At 61.6% G+C, this 17,832-nt stretch carries 15 protein-coding genes; 9 read left to right on the top strand and 6 right to left on the bottom strand.

Annotation, left to right across the window (positions count from 1 at the left end; genetic code table 11):
- Window positions 1-173: 173 nt before the first annotated feature.
- The gene (locus tag ABIE16_RS20185) at window positions 174-3,086 is read right to left on the bottom strand and encodes an aminotransferase (protein WP_429521793.1); all 2,913 of its coding nucleotides are present in this window, start codon (window positions 3,084-3,086) and stop codon (window positions 174-176) included.
- Between the two features lie 191 nt (window positions 3,087-3,277).
- Between ABIE16_RS20185 and rfbC the strand changes: the two genes are divergently transcribed.
- The 4 genes from rfbC to ABIE16_RS20165 all read left to right on the top strand — a co-directional run bounded on the left by rfbC (window position 3,278) and on the right by ABIE16_RS20165 (window position 7,624).
- Entirely contained in the window at window positions 3,278-3,823 is a 546-nt protein-coding gene (gene rfbC / locus ABIE16_RS20180) for a dTDP-4-dehydrorhamnose 3,5-epimerase (RefSeq protein WP_429521792.1), read from the top strand.
- Window positions 3,824-3,928: 105 nt separating this feature from the next.
- Window positions 3,929-5,737, top strand: a complete 1,809-nt coding sequence (locus ABIE16_RS20175; protein WP_090457724.1) for a sensor histidine kinase — start codon at window positions 3,929-3,931, stop codon at window positions 5,735-5,737.
- Window positions 5,734-7,128, top strand: coding sequence for a sigma-54-dependent transcriptional regulator (locus ABIE16_RS20170; protein WP_349734766.1), 1,395 nt, complete (start codon window positions 5,734-5,736; stop codon window positions 7,126-7,128). The genes ABIE16_RS20175 and ABIE16_RS20170 overlap by 4 nt, the downstream gene beginning before the upstream one ends.
- A 40-nt stretch (window positions 7,129-7,168) precedes the next feature.
- Complete coding sequence (locus ABIE16_RS20165; protein WP_218495330.1) at window positions 7,169-7,624, top strand: YiiD C-terminal domain-containing protein; 456 nt, start codon at window positions 7,169-7,171, stop codon at window positions 7,622-7,624.
- Between the two features lie 164 nt (window positions 7,625-7,788).
- Here the strand turns inward: ABIE16_RS20165 and cysQ are convergent, their stop codons facing one another.
- Entirely contained in the window at window positions 7,789-8,616 is an 828-nt protein-coding gene (gene cysQ, locus ABIE16_RS20160) for a 3'(2'),5'-bisphosphate nucleotidase CysQ (protein ID WP_057712446.1), read from the bottom strand.
- Complete coding sequence (gene nudE / locus ABIE16_RS20155) at window positions 8,613-9,179, bottom strand: ADP compounds hydrolase NudE (RefSeq protein WP_090452543.1); 567 nt, start codon at window positions 9,177-9,179, stop codon at window positions 8,613-8,615. Before nudE ends, cysQ begins: the two co-directional genes overlap by 4 nt.
- Before the next feature lie 88 nt (window positions 9,180-9,267).
- Here nudE and yrfG point away from each other — a divergent pair, with 88 nt between their 5' ends.
- Window positions 9,268-9,930 carry a GMP/IMP nucleotidase gene (gene yrfG, locus ABIE16_RS20150; protein ID WP_150755608.1) on the top strand — a complete coding sequence of 221 codons (663 nt, stop codon included), beginning with the start codon at window positions 9,268-9,270 and terminating at the stop codon, window positions 9,928-9,930.
- Window positions 9,931-10,057: 127 nt separating this feature from the next.
- Here yrfG and lysM read toward each other — a convergent pair whose 3' ends face one another.
- Window positions 10,058-10,498 (bottom strand): peptidoglycan-binding protein LysM, encoded by a 441-nt coding sequence (gene lysM / locus ABIE16_RS20145; protein WP_007972838.1) that lies wholly within the window; start codon window positions 10,496-10,498, stop codon window positions 10,058-10,060.
- Between the two features lie 128 nt (window positions 10,499-10,626).
- Here lysM and ABIE16_RS20140 point away from each other — a divergent pair, with 128 nt between their 5' ends.
- The 4 genes from ABIE16_RS20140 to ABIE16_RS20125 all read left to right on the top strand — a co-directional run bounded on the left by ABIE16_RS20140 (window position 10,627) and on the right by ABIE16_RS20125 (window position 15,637).
- Window positions 10,627-11,514, top strand: a complete 888-nt coding sequence (locus ABIE16_RS20140) for a LysR family transcriptional regulator (RefSeq protein WP_057712450.1) — start codon at window positions 10,627-10,629, stop codon at window positions 11,512-11,514.
- 92 nt (window positions 11,515-11,606) lie between these two features.
- Window positions 11,607-12,446, top strand: coding sequence for a formate dehydrogenase accessory sulfurtransferase FdhD (gene fdhD / locus ABIE16_RS20135; protein ID WP_223465543.1), 840 nt, complete (start codon window positions 11,607-11,609; stop codon window positions 12,444-12,446).
- Entirely contained in the window at window positions 12,443-14,791 is a 2,349-nt protein-coding gene (locus ABIE16_RS20130; RefSeq protein ID WP_429521791.1) for an FdhF/YdeP family oxidoreductase, read from the top strand. Before fdhD ends, ABIE16_RS20130 begins: the two co-directional genes overlap by 4 nt.
- Before the next feature lie 354 nt (window positions 14,792-15,145).
- A complete protein-coding gene (locus ABIE16_RS20125) occupies window positions 15,146-15,637 on the top strand; it encodes a glycine zipper domain-containing protein (protein WP_057712453.1) in 492 nt (163 codons plus the stop codon).
- A gap of 67 nt (window positions 15,638-15,704) precedes the next feature.
- Here the strand turns inward: ABIE16_RS20125 and ABIE16_RS20120 are convergent, their stop codons facing one another.
- Both ABIE16_RS20120 and ABIE16_RS20115 read right to left on the bottom strand, forming a co-directional pair.
- The gene (locus tag ABIE16_RS20120) at window positions 15,705-16,127 is read right to left on the bottom strand and encodes an acyl-CoA thioesterase (RefSeq protein WP_007972849.1); all 423 of its coding nucleotides are present in this window, start codon (window positions 16,125-16,127) and stop codon (window positions 15,705-15,707) included.
- 175 nt (window positions 16,128-16,302) lie between these two features.
- Window positions 16,303-17,529: a 3-hydroxyacyl-CoA dehydrogenase NAD-binding domain-containing protein gene (locus ABIE16_RS20115; RefSeq protein WP_429521790.1), complete on the bottom strand. Its 1,227-nt coding sequence runs from the start codon at window positions 17,527-17,529 to the stop codon at window positions 16,303-16,305.
- Between the last annotated feature and the right edge of the window lie 303 nt (window positions 17,530-17,832).

The raw sequence follows: 17,832 nt of genomic DNA, 5'->3' as shown, positions 1-17,832 counted from the left end.
AAAGCACCTTACATCCACCGTTACAAAAACAATCGATTAAAAGCCGATATCAATCGAACTAAAATTCTCCCCCTGTGGGAGCGAGCTTGCTCGCGATAGCGGTCTTTCAGTCGAAAAATCTGTGACTGGAATGGCCTCATCGCGAGCAAGCTCGCTCCCACAGGGGGATGTGTTTACAGCCCTTCTGCGAGCACCTTCGACAGCATGTCCACGAAGAAATCCACGCTCTGGCGCGAAGTGACCATCGGCGGCTTGATCTTGAGGATGTTCAGGTAATCGCCGGTCGGTTGCATGAAGATCCCCAGCTCACGCAAGCGATCGCACAGTGCGGTGGTTTCTTCGGTGGCCGGCTCCAGGGTTTCACGGTTGCGGATCAACTCGACGCCCAGGTAGAAACCGGAACCGTGCACCGCGCCCACTAACGGATGAATATCGATCAACGCTTCGAGGCGTTTCTTGAAGTGCCCGCCAACGACCTGGGCGTTCTCCCAGAGTTTTTCCTCTTGCATCACATCCAGCACGGCCATGCCGACCTGGCAACTGACCGGGCTGCCGCCGGCGGAAGAGAAGAAATAACCCTCGGCCTCCAGCGCCTCGGCGATTTCCCGGCGGGTGATGACCGCGCCCAGTGGCTGGCCGTTGCCCATGCCCTTGGCCATGGTGATGATGTCCGGCACGACGCCCTGCTCTTCGAAGCCCCAGAAGAAATCGCCCATGCGCCCGTAGCCGACCTGCACTTCGTCGGCGATGCACACACCGCCCCTGGCCCGGACCATGGCATAGACTTGTTTCAAATAACCTGGTGGCAGCGAGATACCGCCGGCATTGCCGTACACCGGTTCGCAGATGAAACCGGCCAGTTGGCGTTTCTGCTCGGCGATTTTCGCAAGGTTGTGTTCGACGCTGCGCACATAATCCGGCGCACTGTCTGGGCCACGGAACTCACCGCGATAGGTGTTTGGCGCGGTCACCGGGTGCACCCAGTCCGGGCGGCTGCTCAAGGCCTTGGGGTTGTCAGCGATCGAGGTCGACACCGAATCCGCGCCCACCGTCCAGCCGTGATAGGCCTCCAGCACGCTGAGCATGTCGCGACCGCCGCTGTAGGCCCACGCCAGGCGAATCGCCAGGTCGTTGGCCTCGCTGCCGCTGTTGACCAGGAACACCCGGTCCATGCCGTCAGGGGACAGCTTCAACAAACGTTCGGAGAACTCGGCCACGGCTGCGTAGTTGAAGCGCGAGTTGGTGTTGAGCAACGACCACTGGCGGCTGGCGACTGCCGCCATGCGTGGATGGCCGTGGCCCAATACTGCTACGTTGTTGAGCATGTCGAGGTAGGAGCGGCCCTGCATGTCGATCAAATGGTTGCGCCAGCCGCGTTCGATGCGCGGTGGATCAACGTAATAGTGTTTTTGTGTGCGGGCGAAGCTGGCATCGCGCCGGGCCAGCAAGGTCGCTCCGTCGAGTTCGGCTTCGGCATCACAGGCCAGCCCCAGCAGCGCCGCAGGCGACGGGCACAACGCCTGCCAGGCGGCGGCGCGTGATGGCGTGCAGAACAACGGCGCATCGATCGACGCGCCACGGCACAACTGCACGATCAATAGCCCGCTGACCGAACCCAGCACCTGACCTTTGACCAGGGCCGCGCCGCTGTGCAGCGACGGCGTGACACCCCAAAGCCGCACACTCAGTTGCGGGCCATCCAGTTGCAGCACGCCCGCCGATGACTGGTGCACCACCCCGGCAAACGGCGCTTCGACCGCCGTGCCCTGAGGCACACGCAACTCGACGTGCAACGGGCAGGTGTCCGGTTCAGCGGCACTGTCCGGGCGGGTGTGGGACAGGCGGTATTGCCCGTAACGACTGGCCGCCAAGCCATGTGCCGCGGCCGCTTCATCCAGCAGGCGCTGATCGACACCCTCCTGCTCCCAGTTCCCGGCCTCGAAATGCGGGCTGAGCACACCGAGGTCGATCAAGGCGAACTCACGCCCGACCAGACTCGGTAACAGCGGCGCGAAGCCTTCGCTGCCGATGGTGGGCAGGTTCTGGCCGACGGCGGTGAGGATCGCTGCTTCCATCAGCGCCAACGGCACCGACGTGGCCACACGGAATATTTCCCATTCATGGACAAGGTTGTCGCGGCTGTAGGCATTGCCCGGATCGATGCTGACCTGCTGTTCGCCGCTGAGCACCAACACCGCCGCGCGGGCGACGATCAGCGGCCACAACGCCAGCAGCTCTTCGTGTTGCAACGGGTTGACCGCGTGATACGCCTGGATTGCCGGCAAAATGCAGAACGGATCGCCCTCGCCATGATGCAGCAAAGCGGCACAGGTCACCGACAGATCGGTAATGCGCCAGGTGCGCACCAGGTCGCCGAAATCAATCACGCCTTGCAGCTGCCAATGGCGCTGCGCATCGCGCTGCCACACCACGTTGTCATCGGTGATGTCCATGTGAATGGCCTGCACCGGCAGTTTGTCCTGCAGTGGCTGCAAATGCCGCTCGGCTTGCCCGGACGCTTCGACGATCAGTTTGCGCTGGGCTTCATCCTTGATCACCGGCAGCAAATGCGCGATCAAGGCGTGGGCATGGCGGGCGTCCCATTGCAGGGTTCGCACCAGCCCCGGATGGTCGAAATCCGCCAGGGCCAAGTCCATTTCACCGCACAGGCGGCCGAAGCCTGACACCACCGTCGGGTTGAAATGGCCCAGGCTCGTCAGTGGCTGGCCTTCGATGTAGTCGAGCAAGCGAACGTGCACCGCCTGGCCACCCACGTCCAGCGACAGCAGGTCTGCACCGTTTTTCGCCGCGATAACACGCGGCACCTGTACATCGGGGTGCTCCCCCAGATGCTTGAGCCCGGCATGTTGTGCCTGAAGCTCCAGTACCGAGTAGTCGCCACGGCAGATTTTCAGGACGAAACGTCCCCGCTGGCTGTCGACGCGGTAGTTCAGGTCTTGCTGGCTGCCAAGGGCCTGCAACCTGCCACTGAACCCGTAATATTCTTCCAGCAGCTCTAGCGCTTGCTCCGCAGACACCTGCGGGCTGGGCAAACTGGCGCGATGAATCAACGTGGCGAGCGGCATACAACAACCCCTGAAATTTTATTAGGCGCCTATATCGCCACTGGTTCGGGCGATACGCAACCCCCCCGGAACCGGTAATGGTCATTTGCAGGGGCTGGAACAGGCCGGTAGATTTTTACTTGAGCACTCGCCCCGGTCGGCGCTTTGCGCAAGAATGGCGGCCATTAAACGCACGATGCTGGAGAGCCGCCATGAATGTAGTGACCACCGACCTGCCCGGTGTTCTGATCCTCGAACCCAAGGTCTTTGGTGACGAACGTGGTTTCTTCTATGAGAGCTTCAACGCCAGGGCTTTCAAAGAGGCCACCGGACTGGACACTGAATTCGTTCAAGACAACCACTCCCGTTCGCAGAAGGGCGTGCTGCGCGGTCTGCATTACCAACTGGAAAATACCCAGGGAAAACTGGTTCGCGTCACGGTCGGTGAAGTGCTGGACGTCGCCGTAGACATCCGTCGCAGCTCACCGCACTTCGGTAAATGGGTCGCTGTGCGCCTGTCTGCCGACAATCATCGCCAACTCTGGGTTCCGGAAGGTTTCGCCCACGGGTTCGTGGTCTTGAGCGAGTTTGCCGAGTTCCTTTACAAAACCACCGACTACTACACGCCCTCCGCCGAGCGCAGCATTCGCTGGGATGACCCGGACCTGGCTATTGATTGGCAACTGGAAGGCACGCCGCAGCTGTCGGCAAAGGACCAGGCCGCTGCATTCCTCAAGGATGCCGAAGTCTTCGCCTGAAACCCGGCGCAAGATTCAGCGCAAAAACGCACCTGGCCTACAGTGCGCAGACTGCGCTCGCAAGCCTAGGCATAATGCGCCTGTACCCACAGGCGCATGCTGCTCATGAAACCGACCCTCCCTCCCAGACCCCGTTGGCGCAGCCTGGCCCTGCTGGCACTGTGCCTGGCGCCGCTGCTGTGGCCGCTGGAACATCTCGCCGAGCGTTACTACCGCAGCGAGCTGGCCAGTCAGAATCGTCAGACCCTCGACCTCTACGTCGCCAACCTGCTGGGTACCCTGCATCGCTATGAAGTGTTGCCGCAGATCCTCGGCGACCTGCCGGCCCTGCGCGCCGTGCTCGGCGCACCGGACGATGGCGTCACCCAAGGCAACGCCAACCGCCTGCTGAAAAACATCGCCGCCCAGACCGGTGCCGAAGTCATGTACCTGATGGACACCACCGGCAAGACCCTGGCCGCCTCCAACTGGGACAAACACGACAGTTTCGTCGGGCGCAATTTTTCCTTCCGGCCGTATTTCAGCGAAGCCATGGCCGGGCGGCTCGGGCGCTTTTTCGGCCTGGGCACGACCTCGGCCAAGCGCGGTTATTTCTTCGCCGCTGGCGTGCGCGACGGTGAAAAAATCGTGGGTGTGCTGGTGGTCAAGGTCGACCTCGACCACACCGAAAGCCTGTGGGGCAAAACCCCGGAACAACTGCTGCTGACCGACCACAACGGCGTCGTCATTCTCACCTCGCGACCGGAGTGGCGATTCCGCTCGACCCGCCCGTTGAGCGAGGACGAAAGCAAGGCCATCACTGCGATCCAGCCCTATCCAACCCGCGATCCAAAACCGCTGAAGCTCAACCCGGACGCCTGGCTGACCCAGACCCAGCAGATCGCCGAAACCGGCTGGGACGTCAGCATCCTCGCCCCGCGCACCTTGATCGACCGCCCGGTACGTACGGTGGTGGCCATCGGTGGCGCAGCGCTGCTGGTGTTGATGCTGCTGCTTGGCCTGATGATGCAGCGCCGCCGCCACTACCTCGAGCGCATTGCTTTCGAAGCCAAGGCCCGCCGCGAACTGGAAGGCCGGGTTGCCGAGCGCACCAGCGATCTCGAAGGCCTGAACCGGCGCCTGAAACAGGAAGTGCTGGAACGCGAACAGGCCCAGCAGGAACTGGTACGCGCCCAGGATGATCTGGTGCAGGCCGGTAAATTGTCGGCACTGGGCACCATGTCGGCGAGCATCAGCCACGAACTCAATCAGCCGCTGGCAGCGATTCGCAGCTACGCGGAAAACGCCGAAGTGTTGCTCGATCACCAGCGCACCGACGATGCCCGTGGCAACCTCAAGCTGATCAGCGAATTGACCGGTCGCATGGCCTCGATCATCGCCCACCTGCGCGCCTTTGCCCGGCGCGACCGGCATGCCCCGGAAAGCGTCGCCCTGCAACCGGCGCTGGACGATGCCCTGGCCTTGCTGGCCAAGCGTCGACGCAGCATGGAAGTCGAGCTGATCCGCGACTTGCCCGCCGCCACCCTGTGGGTCGAAGCCGGGGAAACCCGCCTGCGCCAGGTACTCGGCAATCTGCTGGCCAACGCCCTGGATGCCCTGACGGAAAAAGGCCCGCCACGTAAACTCTGGCTCAGTGCCCAATCCACGGCCGATGGCGTCAACCTGTACATTCGCGACAACGGCCCCGGCTTTTGCATGGAAGCCCTCGGGCGCGCCAGCGAGCCGTTCTACACCACCAAGACCCGCACTCAGGGCCTCGGTTTGGGGCTGGCGATTTGCGAAACCCTGATGCGCGCCTTCGGCGGTGAACTGTCGTTCGCCAACCACAAGGAGGGCGGCGCCCTGATTACCCTGAAGCTGCGCGCAGGCGCACCGGGCGTGAGCCTGCAACCGTCCGAGGACCGAAGTGCATGACCATCGACAACCGCATTCAGGTCGTGTTGATCGACGACGACCCTCATTTGCGCCAGGCCTTGAGCCAGACGCTGGATCTGGCCGGCCTGAAAATCCTGCCGCTGGCCGAAGCCAAGGGCCTGGCCGCGCAACTTGAACGTGATTGGCCAGGGGTGGTGGTCAGTGACATCCGCATGCCCGGCATGGACGGTCTTGAGCTGTTGAGCGAACTGCACGCCCAGGACCCTGAGCTACCGGTGCTGTTGATCACCGGCCATGGCGATGTGCCGCTGGCGGTGCAGGCCATGCGCGCCGGAGCCTATGACTTTCTGGAGAAACCCTTCGCCAGCGACGCCCTGCTCGAAAGCGTGCGCCGCGCATTGGCCCTGCGCCAGCTGGTGCTGGACAACCGCAGCCTGCGATTGGCCTTGAGCGACCGCAACGAGCTAAGCACGCGGCTGGTTGGCCACTCACCTTCGATGCTGCGCCTGCGCGAGCAGATCGGTGCCCTGGCGGCAACCAGGGCCGACGTGCTGATCCTCGGCGAAACCGGCGCCGGCAAAGAAGTCGTGGCCCGGGCGCTGCACGATTTATCCAGCCGTCGCAACGGTCCGTTCGTGGCGATCAACGCCGGTGCACTGGCCGAATCAGTGGTCGAAAGCGAGTTGTTCGGCCACGAGCCCGGCGCCTTCACCGGCGCGCAGAAACGCCGCATCGGCAAGTTCGAATTCGCCAATGGCGGCACGCTGTTCCTCGATGAAATCGAAAGCATGAGCCTGGATGTGCAGGTCAAATTGCTGCGTTTGCTGCAAGAGCGGGTGGTCGAACGCCTGGGCGGCAATCAACTGATCCCGCTGGACATCCGCATCATCGCCGCCACCAAGGAAGACCTGCGCCAGGCAGCGGATCAAGGGCGTTTCCGTGCCGACCTGTATTACCGCCTGAACGTTGCGCCGCTGCGGATTCCACCGCTGCGCGAACGGGGCGAAGATGCGCTGATGCTGTTCCAGTATTTTGCCGATGAAGCCAGTGCCCGCCACGGCTTGCCGCCCCATGAACTGCAACCGGGGCAACGTGCCTTGCTGCTGCGCCACACCTGGCCCGGCAACGTGCGCGAGCTGCAAAATGCGGCCGAACGTTTTGCCCTCGGGCTGGAACTGGCCCTCGACAACAGTACGCCGGAAGGCAGCGCTGGCAACAGGGTCGAAGTCGTCGACGGCGGTTTGAGCGAGCAAGTGGAGAACTTCGAAAAAACACTCATCGCCGCCGAACTGGCACGTTCGCACAGCTCCGTGCGCAGCGTCGCCGAAGCCCTCGGCATTCCGCGCAAGACCCTGCACGACAAACTGCGCAAGCACGGTCTGAGTTTCGCCGACAGTGGCGCCTCGGCCCACCCTGACGATCTCGATTGAGCTACCGTCCAATCATCCACTTCAAGCAAGAGGCCCCTGAATGAGCCGCGACAGTCGACAACTGGAATCCATTCTCCATCACGACATTCCCCTCACCAGGGACATGGGCCTCAAAGTGCTCGACTGGCATGACCAGCAACTGCGTCTGCACTTGCCGCTGGAAGCCAACGTCAACCACAAGAGCACCATGTTCGGCGGCAGCCTGTATTGCGGCGCGGTCCTGGCCGGTTGGGGCTGGCTGCATTTGCGCCTCAAGGAAGAAGGCATTACCGACGGGCACATCGTGATTCAGGAAGGGCAGATCAGCTATCCGCTGCCGGTGACGGGGGATGCCAACGCCATTTGTCAGGCGCCGGACCCGGTGATCTGGAAGAAATTCCTGACCACCTTCCAGCGATACAGCCGAGCTCGGTTGACGCTGCATACACGGGTGGTCAACGAAGGTCGTGATGAAGATGCGGTGAGGTTTGTCGGACAGTACGTGCTGCACCGATGAACCGGTTGACACAACACTTGTGGCGAGGGGGCTTGCCCCCGTTGGGCTGCGCAGCGGCCCCAAACCCGACCATTGCGCATTTTCAGCTAAATCTCTTTGCCTGATTGGCGACTGCTGTGCAGTCGAACGGGGGCAAGCCCCCTCGCCACAAAGTAAAGGTGAGCTCAGGACCGTGCCAATTCCAGCAGTTTCTCCCGCCAGGCCGCCTTCGCCGGCAATGCCAGGAAGAACGCATTCAACAGCGACGCCCGCGCCGGATAGCTGAACGGCTCGCCGCTCAATTCCAGCACTTCCCCGCCCGCACCTTCCAACACACCTTGCGCCGCCGCCGTGTCCCACTGGGAAGTCGGTGCCAGGCGCGGATAGCAATCCGCCGCCCCTTCGGCCAGCAGGCAAAACTTCAGCGAACTGCCGATATTGGCCAGTTGCAGCTCGCCAAGGCTGGCGCTCAACCCGGCCAGCAATCGCTCTTGCTCCGGACTCGAATGACGACGGCTGGCCACCACGGTGAACGACTCGCCGGGCGCTAACGCATCACGCACCTTGATCGCCACGGGCGTGCCACCTTTATCGCCACGCCAGGCGCCGAGTCCCGCACCACCGACGTAAAAACGCCCGTTGGTCGGCATCGACACCACACCGAACACCACCCGACCGTTTTCGATCAGGGCGATGTTGACGGTGAACTCTTCGCTGCCGCTGATGAACTCCTTGGTGCCATCCAGCGGATCGACCAGCCACCAGCGCTGCCATCCGGCCCGCACGTCTTGGGGAATATTGGCGTCTTCCTCGGAAAGCACCGGGATGCTCGGATCAAGCGCCGTCAACCCGGCCAGAATCAAGTGGTGTGCAGCCAGGTCGGCAGCGGTCACCGGCGAGTCATCAGCCTTCGCCGTGACGGCCGTGCCTGTGCGCCAGAACGGCAGGATCGCCTCACCGGCCTGCAAGGCCAGCTCAATGACCGGCGCCATCAACGGATGCGGGAAATTCATGGCTGGAACGCTCCGCGCTGAGTCAACAGGTCTCGGGCCAGGTACAGCGCCGCCAAGGCGCGGCCTTCGGTAAATTGCGGGTTTTGCGCCAGCGCCGAGAGCTCACGCAGATTGACCCTGTCCACCCGCATCGGCTCTGGCTCGTCGCCTTCCAGACGCTCTTCGTAGAGGTCGGTAGCCAGCACTACTTGGATCTTCTGGCTCATGTAGCCGGGGGACAGCGACAACTCGGTCAGGTGCTCCAGTTGCCGCGCGCCAAAACCGGCCTCTTCCTTGAGCTCGCGTTCGGCCGCCGCCAGCACGTCTTCGCCCGGCTCGATCAAACCCTTGGGCAATGACATTTCATATTCATCCGTGCCGCCGCAATACTCCTCGACCAGCACCGCATGCTCGGCATCGAGCATCGCCACGATCATCACCGCGCCGTACCCGGCACCCTTGCCGACCAGGCGTTCATACGTGCGCTCCACGCCATTGGAAAAGCGCAGCTTCAGCTCTTCCACGCAGAACAATCGACTGGTGGCGACAATTTCGCGGGCGAGTATGGTGGGTTTCTGGCGCATGCAAAGCTCCTTGGCGTGAACGCGCTACTATAACGCGGCTTTCCCGATTGTTTACGCCAGAAATCTTTCTACTGCCCGAGACGTTGCCATGCCTTCATTACCCTGGTCCGACATCGATACCGTTCTGCTGGACATGGACGGCACGCTGCTGGACCTGCATTTCGACAACCACTTCTGGATGGAGCACCTGCCCCAGCGCTACGCCGAACTGCACGGGGTCAGCCGGGCCATGGCCGAGATGGAATTGCAGCCGTTGTTCGAGCGCAATGCCGGCCAGTTGCAGTGGTACTGCCTGGACTTCTGGAGCGCCGAACTGAAACTGTCGGTGCGCGACCTGAAACTGGAAACCGCGCATCTGATAGCCCTGCGCCCGGATGCCGACACCTTTCTGGCGGCGATCAAACGGGCCGGCAAGCGCGTGGTGCTGATCACCAATGCTCATCGGGATGCGCTGTCGTTGAAGCTGGAAAAAATCGAACTGGCGCCCTACTTCGAGCGTTTGATCAGCTCCCACGACTACGGTTTCCCCAAGGAAAATCCGCAGTTCTGGGATGCGCTGCAAGCCGATATCGATTTCGATCCGGCGCGCAGCCTGTTTATTGACGACACCTTGCCGATCCTGCGCAGCGCACGGGACTTTGGCGTGGCGCATTTGCTGGCAGTGCGAGAGCCGGATAGCCGCAAGGGACCGAAGGATACGGCGGAGTTCGCGGCGGTTGGGGATTATCGGGATTTGATTGCAGGGCTCTAGACCGAGTTGCCTGCTATCGCGAGCAAGCTCGCTCCCACAGGATCTGCGTCGTTCGCAACCTTCGTGATCGACTCAGATCCTGTGGGAGCGTGGCTTGCCCGCGATGGCCATCACGCGGTTTGACGACTTACTCAGGAATCCGCAATGACTGCCCCGGATAGATCTTGTCCGGGTGCGACAGCATCGGTTTGTTGGCTTCGAAAATCTTGTTGTACTTGTTGGCATCGCCGTACACGCGCTTGGAAATCGCGCTGAGGGTATCGCCCTTCACCACGGTGACAAACACTGCCGCCTTCACTACCGGTCCGGTCACGGTGATCTGATCATCCACGCTGCCCACCCCGGCGATGTTGCCCACCGCAAGCAGGATCTTTTCCTTCTCTTCCTGACTGGCGACTTCACCGGTCACCGTGACCTTGTCGCCATCGACCGTCGCCTGCACATTCGGGTTGCCCAGGCCGACCTTGCTGATGTGCTCCTTCAACTGCTCACTGGCATTGGCGTTACCTGGCGTCAGCAAATCCAGCAATTTTTCGCCTGCTTCCTTCACAAAGCTCAAAAGACTCATGGTGCACTCTCCTTGGGTTTCGGGTTCCAGACATCAGAGCCTAGACCACGGTCGTCACCTACGAATCCAACCCGACCAATGACCCCGCTTGCGATAGAATCCGCACCTTCCCAACCCCTGGAGCGCAGATGGACATCAAGCAGCTGAAATTCCTCATCGCGCTCGACGAAACCCGCCATTTCGGCCAGGCCGCCGCACGCTGCCACATCACCCAGCCGACCCTGTCCATGCGCCTGCGCAGCCTCGAAGAAGAACTCGACCTGCCGCTGGTCAATCGCGGCCAACGCTTCGAAGGCTTCACCGCACCGGGCGAACGGGTGCTGGCCTGGGCGCGCACCGTACTGGCGGCCTATGACGGCTTGTACGCCGAGGCAGCCGCCTGTCGCGGCAATCTGGTCGGCACCTTGCGCCTGGGCGTAGTGCCGTTGTCGAGCTTCGATCCGCTGCCACTGATGCAACGCTTGCACGCCGAACACCCGAACCTGCGCTTCGAACTCTCGGCCCTGAGTTCCGAACAGATCCTCGAGCAACTGGCGAACAATCGCCTGGATCTGGGCGTGTCATACCTGGAACGCCTGGATGCCGAACACTTCGACTCCCTGGCCTTCAGCGAAACCCGCATGGGTCTGCTCTACGATCAACGCTTCTTCACCTTTGGCGAAGCGCCATTGAGTTGGGAATCGTTGATCGAACTGCCGCTGGGCATGCTCACCAGTGGCATGCACTTTCGCCAGTCCATCGACCATAACTTCCACAGCCGTGGCCTGACCCCGCAGCCGTTGTTGCAGACCGATGCCGTGCACCAACTGTTACAAGCCGTGCACGGCGGCTTGTGTTGCGCCGTGATGCCATTGGACGGCGGCCTCGAAGGCCTGACCGAGCATTTGCGCCTGCAGCCGATTGAAAACGCCCAGACCCTTGGCCGCCTGGGGTTGATCATGCGTCGCAGCGCACCGCGCTCGGCGCTGGCAGAAGCCTGTTTTGCCCTCTATCAGCAATCGCTGATTGGCGGTTGATCGACGGCATCTATCGGCAGATCAGTATTAGCGATTAGACGCGACAAGTTGCCGCGCCTAGTCTTAAAGCTGATCAAACCGTCGGTGATGCCATGAACACCAAGCGCCCTGCATGCGCGGCGCCTGCCCTCGAAACGCCCGCGCCCGCCGCAAGCCAGACGTACAGCTATAGCAATCTCGAATACTCCGAATCGGCCAGCACCGCGCTGGCCGAAGAAGTCGCGCTGGCGATTGCCTTCAACGGCATCAGCCAGGCGGTCATGCTGGTCACGCCCACGGACCTGGAAGATTTCATCGTCGGCTTCAGCCTGGGCAGCGGCATCATCCAGGACGCCACGGACATCTACGACCTGCAACTCAGCGGCTCGGGGTCGGCGCAATACGCGCAAGTGACCATCGCCAACCGCGCGTTCTGGAACCTCAAGCAGCAGCGCCGACAACTGGCAGGCACCAGCGGTTGCGGGTTGTGTGGCGTGGAAGCGGTCGAGCAGGCGTTGCCGGACCTTCAGGTATTGCCCGGCGCCCCGTTGCCGCCGGTCGAATGGCTTGATGGCCTGCGCGAGCGCATCGGCGCCTTCCAGCCCTTGGGCCAGCATTGCGGTGCGGTGCATGCGGCAGTGTTCATGAACGACAAAGGTGAGTTGTTGCTGGGCCGCGAAGACATCGGCCGGCACAACGCCCTCGACAAGCTGATCGGCGGATTGATCCGCCAGAAAATCCCCACCGCTGGCGGGCTGGCGATTGTCACCAGCCGCTGCAGCCTCGAATTGATCCAGAAAGTATTGCGCGCCGGCATCCAGACCCTGGTCAGCCTGTCGTCGCCCACGGGCCTTGCCGTGCAATGGGCCCGTCGCCACAACCTCAATCTCATCCATCTGCCACAGAAGAATGCGCCGCGGGTCTACAGCCCAACGTTGGAGAATCAAGCGTGAGTCAACACCGTCAAGCCGACCAGAAACCCGTCCCTCGCTTCAAGCCCTACAAAGGCCCGGCCGGTGGCTGGGGGGCACTGATCAGCGTGGCCCAGGCCTGGTTGACCAGCGACAACGCGCTGAAGAACCTGCGCATCATGCTCAAGACCAACCAGAACGGCGGCTTCGACTGCCCGGGTTGCGCCTGGGGCGATTCTCCGGAAAAGGGCATGGTGATGTTCTGCGAGAACGGCGCCAAGGCGGTGAACTGGGAAGCGACCAAACGCCGTGTCGATGCCAAATTCTTCGCCAAACACAGCGTCACTTCGCTGCTGGAACAAAGTGACTATTGGCTCGAATACCAAGGCCGCCTGACCGAGCCGATGAGCTACGACGCCGAGACTGATCGCTACAAGCCGATCAGTTGGGACGACGCATTCGCCCTGATCGCCAGGCATCTGAACGGCCTGTCGAGCCCCGATCAGGCCGAGTTCTACACCTCGGGCCGGGCGAGTAACGAAGCGGCGTACCTCTATCAGCTTTTCGTGCGCGCCTACGGCACCAACAACTTCCCCGACTGCTCGAACATGTGCCACGAGGCCAGCGGTGTCGCGTTGTCGCAAAGCGTCGGGGTCGGCAAAGGCACCGTGACCTTCGACGACTTCGAACACGCCGATGCAATTTTCGTCTGGGGTCAGAACCCCGGCACCAACCACCCACGGATGCTCGAACCACTGCGCGAAGCGGTGAAACGCGGCGCTCAAGTGGTGTGCATCAACCCGCTCAAGGAGCGGGGCCTGGAGCGCTTCCAGCATCCACAGCACCCGATCGAAATGCTGATAAACGGCTCCGAGCCGACCAACACTGCGTTCTTCCGCCCGGCCCTGGGCGGCGACATGGCGATCATGCGCGGCATGGCGAAATTCCTCCTGCTGTGGGAGCGCGACGCGCAGAAAACCGGCGACCCGGCGGTGTTCGACCACGACTTCCTCAACGAGCACAGCGTCAACGTGCTGGATTACCTGGCCGTCATCGACGACACCCCGTGGGAGCAGATCGTCAAGCAGTCCGGCCTGAGCCTGGTAGAAATCGAGCAAGCGGCGCGCATGTACGTCAAGGGCAAGAACGTCATCATGTGCTGGGCCATGGGCATCACCCAGCATCGTCATTCGGTGGCGACCATCCAGGAAATCGCCAACCTGATGCTGCTGCGCGGCAACATCGGCCGGCCGGGTGCAGGCCTGTGCCCGGTCCGTGGCCACAGCAACGTGCAGGGTGACCGGACCATGGGCATCAACGAACGCCCTCCTGTCGCGTTCCTCGATGCCCTGGAGCGTCGCTTCCAGTTCAAGGTGCCACGCGGCAACGGCCACAACGTGGTCGAAGCGATTCATGCGATGGCTGAAGGCCGGGCTAAAGTCTTCATCGGCCTGGGCGGCAACTTCGCTCAGGCCACGCCGGACAGCGCGCGCACGTTCCAGGCCCTGCAAAACTGCGACCTGACCGTGCAGATCAGCACCAAGCTCAACCGCAGCCATTTGACCCACGGCAAGGACGCGCTGATCCTGCCGTGCCTGGGCCGCACCGACATCGATATCCAGACCCAAGGCCCGCAAGCGATAACCGTCGAAGACTCGTTCAGCATGGTCCACGCCTCCAATGGCCAGCTGCAGGCGCTGTCGAACCAGATGCGCTCGGAACCGGCGATCCTGGCCGGCATCGCCGCCGCGACCCTGGGCAGCCACCCGGTGGACTGGAACTGGCTGGTGGCCGACTACAGCCGCATCCGCGACCTGATCGCCGAGACCATTCCCGGCTTCAAGGACTTCAACGAGAAGATCAAGAACCCTGGCGGTTTCTACCTGGGCAACAGTGCCGGCGCACGCAAGTGGAACACCGCTTCGGGCCGGGCCAATTTCCGCTCGAACGCGCTGCCCAAAGACCTGGTGCACGAACGCACCCGCGCCACCGGGGTACTGCCGGACCTGATCATGCAGTCGATGCGTTCCCACGATCAGTACAACACCACTATCTATGGCCTCAACGACCGTTATCGCGGTGTGAAGGGTCAGCGGGATGTGTTGTTCGTCAACGAAGCCGACCTCATTCGCCTGGGCTTCAAGCCGGGGCAAAAGGCGGACATCGTTTCGCTCTGGGACGATGGCGTTGAACGTCGGGTAAAAGGTTTCACGCTGCTGGCGTTTGATATCCCGGCCGGGCAAGCGGCGGCCTACTATCCGGAAGTGAACCCGTTGGTGCCGCTGGAAAGCACCGGCGATGACAGCCATACGCCGACATCCAAATTTGTGGCGATCCGGTTGGAAGCGGCGAGTGAGACCGGGTTGATCATGGCCAGGTCGGCGTAATACGTTGTCTGAACTGGCCCCATCGCGAGCAAGCTCGCTCCCACAGTTTTTTTCTGCTGTTCACATAATCTGCGTTCGACTGAAATCCCTGTGGGAGCGAGCTTGCTCGCGATGAGGCCAGACCAATGACCAAAAACTCCGGATCCAGCACTTTCCAATCGCCCACAAAAAAGGCCGTTTCCTCATGAAAACGGCCTTTGCGAAGTAGTAAAAGACCGGCAAAAAAACGTTAAGTTCCGTCCAAAAAACAGTAACTTGCAATATTGTATACAAGTCGTGTTATTCGTCGGATTTCGATTGTCACGCCCATTCCAGAGCCTCAGGATCGCGCCGTCATCCCCTTGAGGTTCCTCCATGAAGTTCTCCTCGATTCTCTTGTTGTCCCTTGGCCTGGTCAGCGGTATCGCATCTGCTGGCGGCACCACCGAAGCCGGTGTAGGCGGCGCATTGGGCGGGGTTCTAGGCTCGGTCGTCGGTCAGTCGTTAGGCGGCAGCACAGGTTCCACCATCGGCGCGGCCCTGGGTGGCGCGGGTGGTAGCGCCGTCGGCGCAAACAAACACAGCCGTGGCGAAGCAGCCCTTGGCGGTGCGTTGGGCGCAGCAGGCGGTAACGTGGTCGGCCGCAGCATGGGCGGCACCACCGGCAGCTTGATCGGCGCTGCAGCAGGCGGCGGCGCCGGTGGCGCGCTGGGTAACTACATGGGCAAAGAGTACGATCATGATGACGACGACGATCGTCGTTCGTATCGCGGCCATGGTGATCGTCGTTACTACCGTGACGGCCATCCGGGCCGCGGTCATGCCTATGGCCATCGCAAGAAGCACCACAAGTACTACCGCGACTAAGGCCTCGAGCGCCTCGCTGGTAAGTACAACAAAAATCGCAGCCCATGGGCTGCGATTTTTTTTTGCCTTACTGAACCACCAGACGCTCCAGCGCCCCGCGCAACCCTGCAGGAATCGCCACGGGTTGATTCGACGCACGATCGACAAACACATGCACGAAGCGCCCCGCCGCGCAGGCCTCGTCTTCCCCTTGCTTGAACACGGCCAGTTCGTATTGCACCGAGCTGTTGCCCAACTTGCCCACCCGCAGACCGATCTCGATGCGGTCCGGGAAAGCAATGGAAGCAAAGTAATCACAGGAGGAGCTCACCACGAACCCCACCACCTCACCGTCATGGATATCCAGGCCGCCGACTTCGATCAGGTAAGTGTTCACCGCCGTATCGAAGAAGCTGTAGTAGGTAACGTTGTTGACGTGACCGTAAGCGTCGTTGTCGTGCCAGCGGGTGGTGATGGGCTGGAAGTGGGGGTAGTCGGTGCGTTGGGGCATCAGCGTTGATTCCTGGAGTGGGTTCGCCAGTCTAAGGCGAAAACCGCGTTATCGTTCTTCGCGAGCAAGCCCGCTCCCACATTTGATCTTCGGTGAACACAGATTTTGTGTACAACCGATATCCAATGTGGGAGCGGGCTTGCTCGCGAAGGCGCCCTTGCAGGCGCCGCATCAATCACTTGTCAGCGAAGCCTTTACCAGCCGCCGCCAGCTCCCCAATCACCCGCGCCGGACTCCAGTGATCACCCTGACGCGTCTCAAGGTCGATCAAGCGCCGGTGAATGTCTGCCAACCCTTGCTGATCCGCCCAAGCCATCGGCCCGCCCTTGTCCGCCGGGAAACCGTATCCGTTGAGGTAGACCAGATCGATATCGTGAGCCGACCCGGCGATGCCTTCCTGAAGGATCTTCGCGCCTTCGTTGACCAGTGCCAGCAAGCAGCGCTCGAGAATCTCCTCCGGGCCAATCTCGCGACGGTGGAACCCCAACCTTTCGCTGATTTCCAGCACCAGCGCATCCACCTGCGGATCATGTTCGGCCTGGCGACTGCCCGGCTCATAGTGGTAATAGCCATTACCACTCTTCTGACCAAAGCGCCCCATCTCGCACAGTCGGTTATCCACCTGAACCTCTGGCGCGTCCTGCCCGACACCCGACAGTTGCCGGGCGCGCCATTGCAGGTCGACGCCCACCACGTCGAACATGCGGAACGGCCCCATGGCAAAACCGAAGGCTTGCAGCGCTGCGTCCACCTGGTAGGGATAAGCGCCTTCGAGCAGCATTTTTCGCGCTTCGAGCACATAGGTATTGAGCATGCGGTTGCCGATGAAACCGTCGCAATTGCCCGACACCACACTGACCTTGCCCATGCGTTGGCCGAGCGCCAGTGCCGCGTCGAGCACCGCCGGTGCAGTCTGCGCGCCACGGACGATTTCCAGCAGCTTCATGATATGCGCCGGGCTGAAGAAGTGCAGGCCCAGCACTTGCTGCGGCCGGCGGGTGACTGCGGCGATGGCATCGATGTCCAGCGCCGAAGTATTGCTGGCCAGAATCGCCTCAGGTTTGAGCAGGTCATCGAGCTCGCGGAAAATTTTCTGCTTGAGCTCAAGGTTTTCGTACACCGCTTCGATGACCAGGTCGACATCGCGGATGTCCACATAACCATCTGCCGCCGTAACGCGCGCGACACGGGCATCGGCTTCGCTCTGCTCAATCCGGCCTTGGCGCACGTTGTGGGCATAGGTGTCCGCCACGGTGGCCAGCGCTTGCTCCAGCATTTGCGGATTGTTGTCGACCCACTGCACGGCCACTCCGGCGTTGGCCAGGCACATGACAATGCCACGGCCCATGGTGCCCGCGCCGATGACGGCGGCGCGCTGAATATTCGACGGTGTCTGGCTCATGTTTTGTTCTCTTGTTGGCGATCCGAAGACAGCCACCACCATAGTCAGCCACCGGCTTTTTTTGAAATTTATTCCTGTGATGAGCAACATTCAGCGGATGGATGTAGCCCTGCCAGGTCCTGAGTTCCCTGTGGGAGCGAGCTTGCTCGCGATGGCGGTGTGTCAGTCGCCATCAATGTTGAATGTGCCAGCCTCATCGCGAGCAAGCTGAACTGGTCAAGTAATCCCGGACACCGGTTACGGTGTTTATGCCGCTTTTTGCTCCATGGCTATTGGCGACAGATAGTTGTTGTAGCTGTGGAG

The sequence above is a fragment of the Pseudomonas sp. 2725 genome (assembly GCF_050434585.1).
Lineage (GTDB): Bacteria > Pseudomonadota > Gammaproteobacteria > Pseudomonadales > Pseudomonadaceae > Aquipseudomonas > Aquipseudomonas jessenii.
The sequence above is the reverse complement of the archived record's forward strand: the minus strand, read 5'-3'. Positions and strand labels throughout refer to the sequence as shown.